Annotated in this window: 14 protein-coding genes; 12 read left to right on the forward strand and 2 right to left on the reverse strand. The window is 73.4% G+C overall.

The window, feature by feature from the left end; translation table 11 throughout:
- Positions 1-57: 57 nt before the first annotated feature.
- The 3 genes from NP777_RS11600 (at position 58) to NP777_RS11610 (ending at position 2,816) form a co-directional block, all read left to right on the forward strand.
- Positions 58-792 carry an SDR family oxidoreductase gene (locus NP777_RS11600; RefSeq protein ID WP_256650035.1) on the forward strand — a complete coding sequence of 245 codons (735 nt, stop codon included), beginning with the start codon at positions 58-60 and terminating at the stop codon, positions 790-792.
- A gap of 53 nt (positions 793-845) precedes the next feature.
- Positions 846-1,715 (forward strand): polysaccharide deacetylase family protein, encoded by an 870-nt coding sequence (locus NP777_RS11605; protein WP_256650036.1) that lies wholly within the window; start codon positions 846-848, stop codon positions 1,713-1,715.
- A 270-nt stretch (positions 1,716-1,985) separates the two neighbouring features.
- On the forward strand, positions 1,986-2,816 hold the full coding sequence (locus NP777_RS11610; RefSeq protein WP_256650037.1) for an endo alpha-1,4 polygalactosaminidase: 831 nt from the start codon (positions 1,986-1,988) through the stop codon (positions 2,814-2,816).
- 163 nt (positions 2,817-2,979) lie between these two features.
- On the opposite strand, the gene NP777_RS11615 is transcribed toward NP777_RS11610, so the two are convergent.
- Together NP777_RS11615 and NP777_RS11620 are read right to left on the reverse strand one after the other, a co-directional pair.
- Positions 2,980-3,612 (reverse strand): TIGR03085 family metal-binding protein, encoded by a 633-nt coding sequence (locus NP777_RS11615; protein WP_256650038.1) that lies wholly within the window; start codon positions 3,610-3,612, stop codon positions 2,980-2,982.
- A gap of 273 nt (positions 3,613-3,885) precedes the next feature.
- Positions 3,886-4,932 carry a hypothetical protein gene (locus tag NP777_RS11620; protein ID WP_256650039.1) on the reverse strand — a complete coding sequence of 349 codons (1,047 nt, stop codon included), beginning with the start codon at positions 4,930-4,932 and terminating at the stop codon, positions 3,886-3,888.
- Between the two features lie 179 nt (positions 4,933-5,111).
- On the opposite strand from NP777_RS11620, the gene hisI reads away from it, so the two are divergent.
- From hisI to trpA, 9 genes are all read left to right on the forward strand, one after another.
- Positions 5,112-5,489, forward strand: a complete 378-nt coding sequence (gene hisI, locus NP777_RS11625; RefSeq protein WP_256650040.1) for a phosphoribosyl-AMP cyclohydrolase — start codon at positions 5,112-5,114, stop codon at positions 5,487-5,489.
- Positions 5,490-5,559: 70 nt separating this feature from the next.
- Complete coding sequence (locus NP777_RS11630; protein ID WP_308405092.1) at positions 5,560-7,095, forward strand: anthranilate synthase component I; 1,536 nt, start codon at positions 5,560-5,562, stop codon at positions 7,093-7,095.
- Between the two features lie 116 nt (positions 7,096-7,211).
- Positions 7,212-7,907: a TIGR02234 family membrane protein gene (locus NP777_RS11635; RefSeq protein WP_256650042.1), complete on the forward strand. Its 696-nt coding sequence runs from the start codon at positions 7,212-7,214 to the stop codon at positions 7,905-7,907.
- Between the two features lie 906 nt (positions 7,908-8,813).
- Positions 8,814-9,083: an HGxxPAAW family protein gene (locus NP777_RS11640; protein WP_256650043.1), complete on the forward strand. Its 270-nt coding sequence runs from the start codon at positions 8,814-8,816 to the stop codon at positions 9,081-9,083.
- 117 nt (positions 9,084-9,200) lie between these two features.
- Positions 9,201-9,611 (forward strand): DUF2752 domain-containing protein, encoded by a 411-nt coding sequence (locus NP777_RS11645; RefSeq protein ID WP_256650044.1) that lies wholly within the window; start codon positions 9,201-9,203, stop codon positions 9,609-9,611.
- Between the two features lie 157 nt (positions 9,612-9,768).
- Entirely contained in the window at positions 9,769-10,578 is an 810-nt protein-coding gene (trpC, locus tag NP777_RS11650) for an indole-3-glycerol phosphate synthase TrpC (RefSeq protein ID WP_256650045.1), read from the forward strand.
- A 23-nt stretch (positions 10,579-10,601) separates the two neighbouring features.
- Positions 10,602-10,754, forward strand: a complete 153-nt coding sequence (gene trpM / locus NP777_RS48475) for a tryptophan biosynthesis modulator TrpM (protein WP_369075658.1) — start codon at positions 10,602-10,604, stop codon at positions 10,752-10,754.
- A 69-nt stretch (positions 10,755-10,823) separates the two neighbouring features.
- On the forward strand, positions 10,824-12,071 hold the full coding sequence (trpB, locus tag NP777_RS11655; protein ID WP_256650046.1) for a tryptophan synthase subunit beta: 1,248 nt from the start codon (positions 10,824-10,826) through the stop codon (positions 12,069-12,071).
- Positions 12,071-12,889, forward strand: coding sequence for a tryptophan synthase subunit alpha (gene trpA / locus NP777_RS11660; protein WP_256650047.1), 819 nt, complete (start codon positions 12,071-12,073; stop codon positions 12,887-12,889). Before trpB ends, trpA begins: the two co-directional genes overlap by 1 nt.
- Positions 12,890-12,933: the final 44 nt, after the last annotated feature.

Consider the following 12,933-nt stretch of genomic DNA (forward strand, 5'->3'; position numbering starts at 1 on the left):
TCGGTGGGGTCAGCACAGAGCGACACCAGGACGGAGTGGGAAACCACCATGAACGCCATGACCAGTACCGGCAAGGTCGTACTCATCACCGGGGCCAGCAGCGGGATCGGGGCGGCGGCCGCGCGTCGGCTCGCCGCCGAGGGGCACCGGGTCTATCTGGGGGCCCGGCGGACCGAGCGGCTGGGGGAGCTGGCCGGGGAGATCACCGCCGAGGGCGGCAGCGCGGCCTACCAGAGGCTCGATGTCACCGCGGCCGACGACATGCGGGACTTCGTGGCGGCCGCCCGGGAGCGGTTCGGGCGGGTGGACGTGATGGTCAACAACGCCGGGGTGATGCCGCTCTCGCCGTTCGAGGCGCTGAAGGTCGACGAGTGGGACCGGATGCTGGATGTGAATGTGCGCGGTGTGCTGTACGGCATCGCCGCGGCCCTGCCGGTGATGAGGGAGCAGGGCGGCGGGCATGTCGTGAACATCGCCTCGGTGGGCGCGTACGAGGTGTCGCCCACCGCCGCGGTGTACTGCGCCACCAAGTTCGCCGTGCGCGCCATCTCGGAGGGGCTGCGCCAGGAGTCGGCCGGTGACATCCGGGTCAGCCTGGTCTCCCCGGGGGTGACCGAGTCCGAGCTCGCCGAGTCCATCTCCGATCCGAGCGCCCGCGAGGCCATGAAGACCTACCGTTCGGTGGCCATCCCCGCCTCCGCGATCGCCGACGCCATCGCGTACGCCATCGGGCAGCCGCCCGAGGTCGACGTCAACGAGATCGTGGTGCGCCCGGCCGCGAGCGCCCAGTAGGGGCGGGCGGAAAATCCGTATGGCGGTCGCCGGCGGCGGCTCACACTGAGGGCATGGATGGAGCCACGTCGAGTCAGCTGCTGGGATTTCCGCCGGACGCGCGGGTGCTCATCGTGAACTGCGACGACCTCGGCATGCACGAGTCGGTCAACGTCGCCGTCATCGACGCGATCGAGGAGGGGATCGCCGCCTCCTGCAGTCTGATGGTGCCGTGCCCGGGGGCGTCGCAGGCCCTGCGGATGCTACGCGCGCGGCCGGACATCCCGTTCGGCATCCACCTCACGCTCGTCCGCGACGCGGACCACCTCCGATGGGGACCGCTGAGCGCGAGGGGGACGGTGGCGTCGCTGCTGGACGAGCGGGGCGAGCTCTTCACCGCCGACCGGCGGGAAGAACTGTTCGCGCGGGCGCGCCCCGAGGAGGTCGAGCGGGAGTTCCGGGCCCAGATCGAGGCCGTGGCCGACACGGGACTGACGCCGACTCATCTGGACTGGCACTGTCTGGCCGACGGCGGCCACGAGGACGTCTTCGAGCTGACCGTGGCGCTGGCGGGGGAGTACGGACTGGCGGTGCGGGTCTGGCTCGACGACGGCCGCCGTACGGCGCGCGGGCGGGGGCTGCCGGTCACCGACCATGACTTCCTGGACAGCTTCGCCCTCGACGTCGACGTCGACGGCAAGGCCGCCCGCTACGCCGAGTTGCTGCGCGCCCTTCCACCCGGGCTCAGTGAGTGGGCGGTCCACCCCGGTCTTGACGACGGCCGGTCGCGGGCCGCCGAGCCCGGCGGCGGATGGCGGGTGCGCCACGGCGACCACGCGTTCCTGACCTCGGCGCGGGCCCGCGAACTGCTGGCGGAGGAGGGCATCGTGGTGATCGACTACCGGCCGCTCCAGCGGATCTGGTCCGGGGAGCGGCCGATCTGACGCCATCTGGTCCGGATGGGCAACCGCCTTGATGCCTGTGGTCGAAGGCGGCGGCCGCCTTGATGTCTCTGGTCCGGCGGGACGGCCGACTTGACGCCGTTGCCGGGGCCCGCTTTGATCACAGCAGCGCACGGTGTACTTGCCCCGTGCCGCGCAAGAGGTGCGCCCAGCCGGTAGGGGACCCGGTGCCGGTCCCGAGCCCGGACACAGTCGCCAGGACGGCGGATGCCATCCGAGGCGGGGACGCTACCCGCGAGTGTTGGAGCTTTCATGCCAGCCAGCCATGCCGCACGCCTTCGTCGCCGCTGGGCCCTCGCGTCGGTGGTGACGGCCGCCGCCGCGGCGGCCGCCGTCGTGACCGTGTCCATGTCCTCGGGAGCCAGCGCGTCCGAAGTGGCGCTGCCGCCCGTCCACGGTGGCTTCGACTACCAGATCGGCGGCGCGTACACCCCGCCGAAGGGGGTCGACATCGTCAGCCGTGACCGCGGGGACTCCCCGGCGAACGGGCTGTACAACATCTGCTACGTCAACGCCTTCCAGGTCCAGCCGGGCGAGCGCGACCAGTGGCCGGACGACCTGCTGCTGCGCGACCGCAACGGCGATCTCGTCATCGACACCAAGTGGAAGGAACCGCTGCTCGACCTCCGTACCGCCAAGAAGCGCGAGCGGGTGGCGGACAAGGTCGACGGCTGGATCGACGGCTGCGCCGACAAGGGGTTCGACGCCGTCGAGCCCGACAACTACGACAGCTACGAACGCTCCAAGAAGCTGCTGACCACTGCTCACGCCAAGGCGTTCATGGCCCTGCTGTCGGAGCACGCCCACGCCCAGGGGCTGGCCATCGCGCAGAAGAACACCGCTGAACTCCTCCCCGACCGGAAGGCGGCCGGGCTGGACTTCGCGGTGGTCGAGGAGTGCGGCGAGTACGACGAGTGCGGTGAGTTCGCCAAGGCGTACGACGACCATGTGGTGGTGGTCGAGTACGGCGACGAGGGCTTCAGCAAGGCGTGCGAGGGCTGGGGCGACCGGCTCAGCGTCGTCCGGCGGGACGAGGACGTCTCTCCCGCGGGCGAGGATGGCTACGTTCGCGAGACCTGTTAGGGAATTCCCTCGTGTTGGGGAATTCCCTCGTGTTGGGGAATTCCCTCGTGTTGGGGAATTCCCTCGTGTTGGGGAACTCCCTCGTGCCGTCCGCGTCCCCGTCCGCCCCGCGCGGGCGGGGACGCGTCGCGCGGGCGGGGACGCGCCGCGTTCGGCGGGCCGCTCAGATGCCCAGCTTGGCCTCGTGCGCCGCGGCCACGGCTCCCTTGTCGCCCTCCAGCTCGACCCGGGCGGACTCCTGGCGGCCGGTGAGGAAGAGCGCCAGCTCGCCCGGTTCGCCGGTGACCGTGACGACCGGGGTGCCGCGGTTGGCCACCGCCGTACGGCCGTCCGGGCGGCGCAGCACCAGGCCGACCGGGGAGCGGCGGCCGAAGATCCGGGCGCCGCGCTCGATGCGGGACCACAGGGTGTCGGCGAAGACCGGGTCCAGCTCGCGCGGTGTCCAGTCCGGCCGGGCGCGGCGCACATCCTCGGCGTGGACGTAGAACTCGAAGCTGTTCGCCGCCTCGTCCACCTGCTTCAGCGCGAACGGCGACATCCGCGGCGGACCGGTGCGGAACAGCTGGAGCAGTTCCTCGTACGGCCGCGCCGCGAACTCCTCCTGCACTCGGGCCAGCCGCGCGGCCAGCGGCTTGACCAGCACCCCGGCGGCCGCGTCGGGGCGGCGCTCGCGGACCACCAGATGGGCCGCCAGATCGCGGGTGCTCCAGCCCTCGCACAACGTCGGGGCCGCGGGGCCCGCGCCGTCCAAGAGGTCGGCGAGGAGCAGGCGTTCGCGCTTCGCGTGAGTGGACATGCGTCCACCCTACGACCGGGGCCCGCCCGCTGCCATGAGGAGCGCCGCCGCGCGCCCCGCCGGGGCGGAACGGCCCCGGCTACGGGGGCGTCCGCCGTGTGGTCGGGGCTCCGCCGTGTGGTCGGGGCTCCGCCGTGTGGTCGGGGCTCCGCCCCAGACCACCTGGATCCCGGGGTCTGGGGCGGAGCCCCGGTTGTGGGAAGGGGCGGGGAGGGGAACAGCCCGCCGCAGGCGTCACGATCCGCCGGATCCGCCGGATCCGCCGGACAGTCCCTAACCCGGCAGGGGCTTGCTCAGCTTCTTGCCGTCGCGCCCGGCGCTCAGCGTGAGCGCGCAGGAGACCTGGTCCTCGCCCTGGACGGAGTACGTGCCCAGCGCGGGGTACAGCGCGTAGTAGTAATACATCCGGCCGTCGTTGGGGACGCTCTGGAGCCGCTTCTTGGCATCCGTCGCGCACAGCGCGAGCGCCTTGGTCTGAATCCCCTTCTCGGTGGAGAAGTCGCCGCTCAGCGTCTCGTTGGCGATCACTTCGCCGTCGTGCGGGCCGTGGCAGGACCGCTTCTCGACCTTGGTGACGCTGCTGTCCATGGCCGGGTGGTCGAAGCACTGGCCGGGGTCGAGCACCACATACGGCACCTTGTCACCGGGCGCGCCGGACTCCGAGGCGTCCGGGGCCGCCGACTCCGAGGCGCCCGGATCCCCGTCGGGGGCCTCGCTGCCGCCGCCCAGCGGGGCGCCCTTGCCGGGATCCTCCGAGCCCGACGGGGCGGCGGACGACTCGCCGGCCGAGGGCGAGGAGAAGGGGCGGTCCGAGGCCGAGGCGGACGGGCCGGCGTCGGCCGACTTCTCCTTGCCCCCGTCGTCCTTCGTCCCGATGACGATCGCGCCGACGACCACCGCCACGGCCACCACCGCCGCGATGACGATCGCCGTGGTCCTGGAGCCGCCGGTGCCGGGCGGCGGGGGAGGGGGCGGCAGCGCCCCCGGGGGTATGGACCCCGGCGGCAGCGCGCCCGGGGGCGGACCGCCGGGCAGCAGGGCCGGTGGGGTGGGCGGCCCGAAACCGCCGCTCGGCTGGGCCTGGGGCCCCGGCTGGGGCTGCGGCCCCGTCCCGCCCGGCTGTGCGGGCGGGTCCGCCGGGGGCGGCGGCCCGAAGCCCTGCTGCGGCGGCTGCGCCTGGGCGGGCGGCTGCGGCTGCGCAGGCTGCTGCGGCTGTGCGGGCTGTGGCTGTGGTGGTTGCTGCTGCGGCTGCGGCGGTGGACCGAACCCCCCGCCGTTTCCAGGCCGGTTGGGGTCGTTCGACGGCGGCGGAAACGTCATGTCCGAAGCATGCCCCATTCCACTGACAACCCGTCCATCGGCCCGGCCCGCCGGTCGGCTTTCCAGCCCGGATTTCCGGCCCGGTTCTCCAGCCCGGCCCCGGTCCGGTTCTCCAGCCCGGCCCCGGTCCGGCAGCGATCATTCGTGGGGACCCCCCTCCGGACGTGCAGAATGGTCGCATGACCGGCTCCGACCGCCCCTCCGTCCTCGACCCGGCCCTCGCCGCCCGCCTCAAGCGCGGCGCCGACGGCCTGCTGCCCGCCATCGCCCAGCAGTACGACACCGGTGAGGTGCTGATGCTCGGCTGGATGGACGACGAGGCCCTGCACCGCACCCTCACCACCGGCCGCTGCACCTACTGGAGCCGCAGCCGCCAGGAGTACTGGGTCAAGGGCGACACCTCCGGCCATGTCCAGTTGGTCAAGTCCGTCGCGCTCGACTGCGACGCCGACACCGTCCTCGTCAAGGTCGACCAGGTCGGCGCCGCCTGCCACACCGGCGACCGCACCTGCTTCGACGCCGACGAGCTCCCGCTCGGCCCGCGGATCGACCAGTAGACCGGCCACCACCCCACCCCACCCCACCCCACTCCACCCAAGCCCAAGCCCAAGCCCAAGCCTCAGCCCCGTGCCCCGCCGGGCTTCCCAGCCCCAGACCCAGGACGCTGTCACGATGGATCTCGAGACCTTCCGCAAGCTGGCGGCCGACCGCCGCGTCATCCCCGTGAGCCGCAAGCTGCTCGCGGACGGCGACACCCCCGTGGGCCTCTATCGCAAGCTGGCCGCCGAGCGCCCCGGCACCTTCCTCCTCGAATCCGCCGAGAACGGCCGCTCCTGGTCCCGCTACTCCTTCATCGGCGTCCGCAGCGCCGCCACCCTCACCGAACGCGACGGCCGCACCCACTGGCTGGGCACCCCACCGGTCGGCGTCCCCATCGACGGGGACCCCCTCCAGGCGCTGCGCGCCACCGTCGAGACCCTGCACACCCCGCGCGACCTCGGGGGGCTGGTCCAGCTGCCGCCGTTCACCGGCGGCATGGTCGGCTACCTCGGCTACGACATCGTCCGCCGCCTGGAGAAGGTCGGCGAGCACGGGCGGGACGATCTGCGCCTGCCCGAGCTGACCATGCTGCTCACCTCGGACCTCGCGGTGCTGGACCACTGGGACGGCACCGTGCTGCTGATCGCCAACGCGATCAACCACAACGACCTCGACACGGGTGTGGACGAGGCGTACGCGGACGCCGTGGCCCGGCTCGACGCGATGGCCGCCGACCTGGTCCGCCCCGTCGCGACCGACCCCGCCGCGCTGCCCGACTCCGAACTGCCCGAGTACACCGCGCTGTGGGGCGGCGAGGACTTCATGGCGGCGGTGGACGACATCAAGGAGCGCATCCGCGCGGGCGAGGCGTTCCAGGTCGTCCCCTCGCAGCGGTTCGAGACGCCGTGCTCGGCGAGTGCCCTCGACGTCTACCGGGTGCTGCGGGCCACCAATCCGAGCCCCTATATGTACCTCTTCCGGTTCGAGGGCTTCGACGTGGTGGGCTCAAGCCCGGAGGCGCTGGTCAAGGTCGAGGACGGCCGGGCGATGCTGCACCCCATCGCCGGCACCCGCCACCGGGGGGCCACCCCGCAGGAGGACGCCGCGCTCGCCGAGGAGCTGCTCGCCGACCCCAAGGAGCGGGCCGAGCATCTGATGCTCGTCGACCTCGGGCGCAATGACCTCGGGCGGGTCTGCGAGCCGGGCAGCGTGGAGGTCGTCGACTTCATGTCGGTCGAGCGCTACAGCCATGTCATGCACATCGTCTCGACCGTCACCGGCAGCCTCGCCGAGGGCCGTACGGCCTTCGACGTGCTCACCGCCTGCTTCCCCGCGGGCACCCTCTCCGGCGCCCCCAAGCCGCGGGCGCTCCAGATCATCGAGGAGCTGGAGCCGAGCCGCCGCGGGCTGTACGGCGGCTGTGTCGGCTATCTCGACTTCGCGGGCGACTCCGACACCGCGATCGCCATCCGCACCGCGCTGCTGCGTGAGGGCACGGCGTACGTCCAGGCGGGCGCCGGGATCGTCGCCGACTCCGACCCGGTGGCCGAGGACACGGAGTGCCGCAACAAGGCGGCGGCGGTGCTGCGGGCGGTGCACGCGGCGGGCCGTCTGGGGCGGTAGTTCCCGGTGGCGGGTGGCTCGCCGGGGCGGTGTTTCCGGTGGCCGGTGGCTCCCGGTAGGTCCCATATCCCCCACCCGGGAACGGTCCCGTACCCGGGTGGGGGATAGTGGTAGGCGTGACTGCAGCAGCCGTACCCCAGCCCAGGGCCGAGCACGAGCCCTCCGCCCCCGCCGCGCGCGGCCGCCGAAGCAGCCTTGCCATCGCCCTGCTCGCCGGTGCGCTCGGCGCCGCCCTCGTCCTGCTGGCCACCAGCCGCAAATGGGCCGAGGGCACCGCGTCCGTCGCCCAGGGGTCCCTCTCGCAGAGCGCCAACGGCGATGACATCACCGGACTCCCCGGCGCCCTCGCGGTCGTCGGCCTCGCCGCGCTGGTCGCCGTCTTCGCCGTGCGCCGCCTCGGCCGTTTCGTCGTCGCGGGGCTGCTGGCCCTCAGCGGCGCGGGCATCGTGGTCAGCGCCGCCCTCGGCGCGTCCGACAAGGCGGCGCTGGAGGAGAAGGCGTCCAAGGTGAGCGGGCTGACCCACAGCCCGATCCACGACGTGGCGTACACCCCCTGGCCGTGGATCGCCGCGGCGGGCGGGGTGCTGCTGCTGCTCGCGGGCTTGCTCGCCCTGGGCTACGGCCGTCACTGGCCCGCCATGTCCGGCCGGTACGAGCGCGCGGGCACCGCGGGCGCCGCGGCCCGGAGCCGCACCCGGCGCGGCGGTGCCGCAGCCGACCCGGACCGCCCCGAGGAGCTGTGGAAGGCCCTGGACCGCGGCGAGGACCCGACGGAGGCCCCGGCGCGGCGGGAGGCCGAGCGCGGCGCCTAGGCGCCTGCGGCGGGCTGCTCCCCTCCCCGCCCCTTCCCGAACCGGGGCTCCGCCCCAGCCCCCGAACCGGGGCTCCGCCCCTGACCCCGGACCGGGCTGTGGCCCTGACCCCGGACTGGGGCTCCGCCCCAGACTCCGGACCGGGGGCTGTGCCCCGGCCTCCGGACCGGGCTGTGCCCCTGACCCCGAACTGGGGCTCCGCCCCAGCCCCCGAACCGGGGCTCCGCCCCAGACTCCGGACCGGGGGCTGTGCCCCGGCCTCCGGACCGGGCTGTGCCCCTGACCCCGAACTGGGGCTCCGCCCCAGACTCCGGACCGGGGGCTGTGCCCCGGCCTCCGGACCGGGGCTCCGCCCCTGACCCCGAACTGGGGCTCCGCCCCTGACCCCGGACCGCAGGCTGTGCCCCGGCCTCCGGACCGGGGCTCCGCCCCTGACCCCGGACCGGGGCTCCGAGCCCAGCCCCCGAACCGGGGCTCCGCCCCAGACTCCGGACCGGGCTGTGGCCCCTGACCCCGGACCGGGGCTCCGCCCCCTGACCCCGGACCGGGCTGTGCCCCTGACCCCGGACCGGGCTCCGCCCCAGCCCCCGAACCGGGGCTCCGCCCCAGACCCCGGACCGGGGCTCCGCCCCAGGCTCCCGGGCGGGATCCACGTCCCTGACCCCGGAGCGGGACTGCGCCCCAGATACTCCGTCCGGACCGGGGCTCCGCCCCAAACCCTCGGAGGTCCACCCCCGGAGGTCCAGGGGCGAAGCCCCTGCCACGCGGCGGGGCCGCGCGTCGGCACGGCCCCGCACCGTAAGGTCCCACCCCCGCTCATGGGCGTTTCGCGCATCGGGGACAATGGCGTGGGAGCGTTCGCCCCCGAGCGCCCGGAGCAGGCGCGTACAGCTACGAGGAGAATTCATGGCGGGTCACGACCACGGACACACCCCGGCCGCCTGGACCGGTGTCACCATCGCCTTCATCGGCTTCTGCGTCGCCGGCGCGTTCACCGTGGCGGCCAACCCGCTCGGTTTCTGGGCGGGCATGGTGATCATCGCCCTCGGCGGTGTCGTCGGCGCGGCGATGCGCGCGGCCGGGCTGGGCATGCCCAAGGCGCAGCACCCGCCGCAGCCGCAGCCCGCGGCGCAGTCGCAGCCCGCGGCGCAGTCGCAGGCGCAGACCCAGCAGTGAGCCCCGGCGCGGCCCGGGGCCGCGCCCGCCTCCACCGCATGCGGCACTGCGCCGTACGGAGGTCGGCGCACCGGCCCTGAGCTGCGCCTTCGTGGATCCCCGGGCAGACTCGGCGGTGTGACCGAACCACCGCCGACCGTCCTGGCCCCCCTGGTGCGGCGTCTGGCCGCCCCGTTCGGCGTGCTCGCGGGCGTCCTCGCCGCCTTCGGCTACGTCGCCGCCGTCGACCCCCGGGAGCCCGGCCACTACCCCGTCTGCCCGCTGCTGCGGCTCACCGGGCTGTACTGCCCCGGCTGCGGCGGGCTGCGCGGCGCCCATGCCCTGGCTCATGGCGATCTGGCGGCCGCGCTGCGTGACAACGCCCTGGCCGTCGGCTGTTACGCGGTCTTCGCGGTCTGCTGGGCGGTGTGGTGCGTACGCGGACGCTTCCCGGCGCCGCGGCTGTGGCACGCGGGGGCGCTCGGTGTGCTGGCCCTGGTCTTCACAATCGTCCGGAATTTCCCGTTCGGGGGACTACTGGTGCCCTGACCGCTGTTGTGTATGTGCATGTGGCGAGCGTCCGCGTCAACCGGATGCGAGACCTCGGCCTACCGGCGGCTACCATCGCAGTGCCAGGTGACGCGGTGGACCGCCTCACCCGGTACAGATCAGAAGCTTCATCCCCGTCACGGAAGGGGGCCGCTCGGTGAGTGTGCTCGACGAGATCATCGACGGAGTCCGTGCCGACCTCGCGGAGCGGCAGGCGCGCGTCGCCCTCGACGAGCTCAAGGAGCGGGCGGCCAAGGCCCAGCCGGCGAAGGACGGTGTCGCGGCGCTCAAGGGCGACGGCGTCAAGGTGATCTGCGAGGTCAAGCGGTCCAGCCCCTCCAAGGGCGCGCTCGCCGCGATCGCCGACCCCGCCGGGCTCGCCGCGGACTACGAGGCGGGCGGCGCGGCCGTGATCAGCGTGCTGACCGAGCAGCGGCGCTTCGGCGGATCGCTGGCCGACCTGGAAGCCGTAAGGGCGAAGGTCGACATTCCGGTGCTCCGTAAGGACTTCATCGTCACCTCGTACCAGCTGTGGGAGGCGCGGGCGCACGGCGCCGACGTCATCCTGCTGATCGTCGCCGCGCTGGAGCAGCAGGCGCTGGTCTCGCTCATCGAGCGGGCCGAGTCGATCGGGCTGACGCCCCTGGTCGAGGTGCACGACGAGGAGGAGACCGGCCGGGCCGTCGACGCCGGGGCCCGGGTCATCGGCGTCAACGCGCGCGACCTCAAGACCCTCCAGGTGGACCGCTCGAACTTCGCCCGGATCGCCCCGGAGATCCCGGACCATATCGTCAAGATCGCGGAGTCCGGGGTGCGCGGCCCGCACGACCTGATCGCCTACGCCAACGACGGCGCGGACGCGGTGCTGGTCGGCGAGTCCCTGGTGACCGGGCGCGACCCCAAGGCCGCGGTGGCCGATCTGGTGGCGGCGGGCGCCCATCCGGCGCTGCGCCACGGCCGGGACTGACGACGGGGCGGGATCGGCGGACCATGGAGACGTACGCGCGCCTGGCACGGGGCTGTCGGCCCCGGGGCTGCCGCGCGCCCGCGAGGCGGGTGCGGGGGCGGCGCGTGCGCTACCACATCGGATGCGAGCCGGGGCAGATCAACGGGCGGCGATGGCGCCGGGCGGCGGCGCGCTGAGCGCACGCCGCACGCTTCCCCACCATCCCACCTGTCGCGGGGCGCTGCCCCGATCGAGGAGTACGTCGCATGTCCTCTGATTTCTTCATCCCTGACCCGGAGGGCCAGGTGCCCAGCGCCGAAGGGTATTTCGGCGCCTTCGGCGGCAAGTTCATCCCCGAGGCGCTCGTCGCCGCGGTGGACGAGGTCGCCGCCGAGTACGAGAAGGCCAAGGCGGACCCCGCCTTCGCGGCCGAGCTCGAGGATCTGCTGGTCAACTACACCGGTCGGCCCAGCGCGCTGACCGAGGCGCCGCGGTTCGCCGAGCACGCCGGGGGCGCTCGGGTCTTCCTCAAGCGGGAGGACCTCAACCACACCGGTTCCCACAAGATCAACAACGTGCTGGGACAGGCCCTGCTCACCCGGCGGATGGGCAAGTCCCGTGTGATCGCCGAGACCGGCGCCGGTCAGCACGGGGTGGCCACGGCCACCGCGTGCGCGCTGTTCGGGCTCGAGTGCACCATCTACATGGGCGAGGTCGACACCGAGCGGCAGGCGCTCAACGTGGCGCGGATGCGGATGCTGGGCGCCGAGGTCATCGCCGTGAAGTCCGGCAGCCGCACCCTCAAGGACGCCATCAACGAGACGTTCCGGGACTGGGTCGCCAATGTCGACCGCACCCACTACATCTTCGGCACCGTGGCGGGACCCCACCCGTTCCCGGCGATGGTGCGCGACTTCCACCGGGTGATCGGTGTGGAGGCGCGGCGGCAGATCCTGGAGCGGACCGGGCGGCTGCCGGACGCGGTCGCGGCCTGCGTGGGCGGCGGATCCAACGCGATCGGGCTGTTCCACGCCTTCCTGCCGGACGAGAAGGTACGGATCGTCGGCTTCGAGCCCGCCGGGCACGGCGTGGCCTCCGGGGAGCACGCGGCCACGCTGAGCAAGGGCGAGCCCGGGATCCTGCACGGCTCCCGGTCCTATGTCCTCCAGGACGAGGACGGCCAGATCACCGAGCCGTACTCGATCTCGGCCGGTCTCGACTACCCCGGCGTCGGCCCCGAGCACGCGTATCTGAAGGACATCGGCCGCGCCGATTACCGGGCGGTCACCGACGACGAGGCGATGCGGGCGCTGCGGCTGCTGTCGGAGACCGAGGGCATCATCCCGGCGATCGAGAGCGCCCACGCGCTCGCGGGCGCCCTGGACCTCGGCCGGGAGCTGGGGAGCGACGGCCTGGTGCTGGTCAATCTCTCCGGGCGCGGCGACAAGGACATGGACACGGCGGCCAAGTACTTCGGCCTCTACGACCAGCGACGCGACGAGGGGGCGAAGTGATGACCGGGAACCTGGAGTTGCTGGGGTCCGTCCTGGCGGCCGCCAAGGACGAGGGGCGCGCCGCGCTCGTCGGCTATCTGCCCGCCGGTTTCCCCACCATCGACGGCGCGGTTGACGCGATGACCGCCATGATCGAGGGCGGCTGCGACATCGTCGAGGTCGGGCTGCCGCACAGCGATCCGGTGCTCGACGGGCCGGTGATCCAGACCGCGGACGACATCGCGCTGCGCAACGGGGTCCGGATCCGCGATGTGATCCGCACGGTGGGCGAGGTGCACGCCCGCACCGGCGCCCCGATCCTGTGCATGACGTACTGGAACCCCGTGGACCGGTACGGCGTCGAGCGGTTCGCCGCCGATCTCGCAGAGGCGGGCGGCGCGGGCTGCATCCTGCCCGATCTGCCGGTCGAGGAGTCGGAGATCTGGCGGAAGGCCGCCGAGCAGCACGGTCTGGCGACCGTGTTCGTGGTCGCGCCCAGCAGCCGTGATGAGCGGCTGGCGAAGATCACGGCGGCGGGCAGCGGTTTCGTCTACGCGGCGTCCCTGATGGGTGTCACCGGAACGAGGGAATCGGTGGGCCAGGAGGCACGCGCGCTGGTGGAGCGCACCCGCGCCACCACCTCGCTCCCGGTGTGCGTGGGCCTCGGCGTCTCCAACGCCACCCAGGCGGCGGAGGTCGCGGTGTTCGCCGACGGGGTCATCGTGGGCTCGGCCTTCGTCAAGCGGCTGCTGGACGCCGAGGGTGACACCGAGGCCGGTCTGGCGGGTCTGCGCGAACTCGCGGGTGAGCTGGCGGAGGGCGTCCGCACCGCCCGTTAGAGGGTCGCTCGTTCGAGGGAACAACGGGGCGGAGGAGCTCAGCG

This window comes from Streptomyces rugosispiralis, from assembly GCF_024505145.1.
In the GTDB taxonomy this organism is placed as follows: Bacteria; Actinomycetota; Actinomycetes; order Streptomycetales; family Streptomycetaceae; genus Streptomyces; species Streptomyces rugosispiralis.

Excerpts from the sequence above, each read along its gene's own strand:
- NP777_RS11600 (WP_256650035.1), top strand. The coding sequence starts at position 58 with ATGACCAGTACCGGCAAGGTCGTACTCATCACCGGGGCCAGCAGCGGG.
- NP777_RS11605 (WP_256650036.1), top strand. The coding sequence starts at position 846 with ATGGATGGAGCCACGTCGAGTCAGCTGCTGGGATTTCCGCCGGACGCG.
- NP777_RS11610 (WP_256650037.1), top strand. The coding sequence starts at position 1,986 with ATGCCAGCCAGCCATGCCGCACGCCTTCGTCGCCGCTGGGCCCTCGCG.
- NP777_RS11615 (WP_256650038.1), bottom strand. The coding sequence starts at position 3,612 with ATGTCCACTCACGCGAAGCGCGAACGCCTGCTCCTCGCCGACCTCTTG.
- NP777_RS11620 (WP_256650039.1), bottom strand. The coding sequence starts at position 4,932 with ATGACGTTTCCGCCGCCGTCGAACGACCCCAACCGGCCTGGAAACGGC.
- hisI (WP_256650040.1), top strand. The coding sequence starts at position 5,112 with ATGACCGGCTCCGACCGCCCCTCCGTCCTCGACCCGGCCCTCGCCGCC.
- NP777_RS11640 (WP_256650043.1), top strand. The coding sequence starts at position 8,814 with ATGGCGGGTCACGACCACGGACACACCCCGGCCGCCTGGACCGGTGTC.
- trpM (WP_369075658.1), top strand. The coding sequence starts at position 10,602 with ATGGAGACGTACGCGCGCCTGGCACGGGGCTGTCGGCCCCGGGGCTGC.
- trpB (WP_256650046.1), top strand. The coding sequence starts at position 10,824 with ATGTCCTCTGATTTCTTCATCCCTGACCCGGAGGGCCAGGTGCCCAGC.
- trpA (WP_256650047.1), top strand. The coding sequence starts at position 12,071 with ATGACCGGGAACCTGGAGTTGCTGGGGTCCGTCCTGGCGGCCGCCAAG.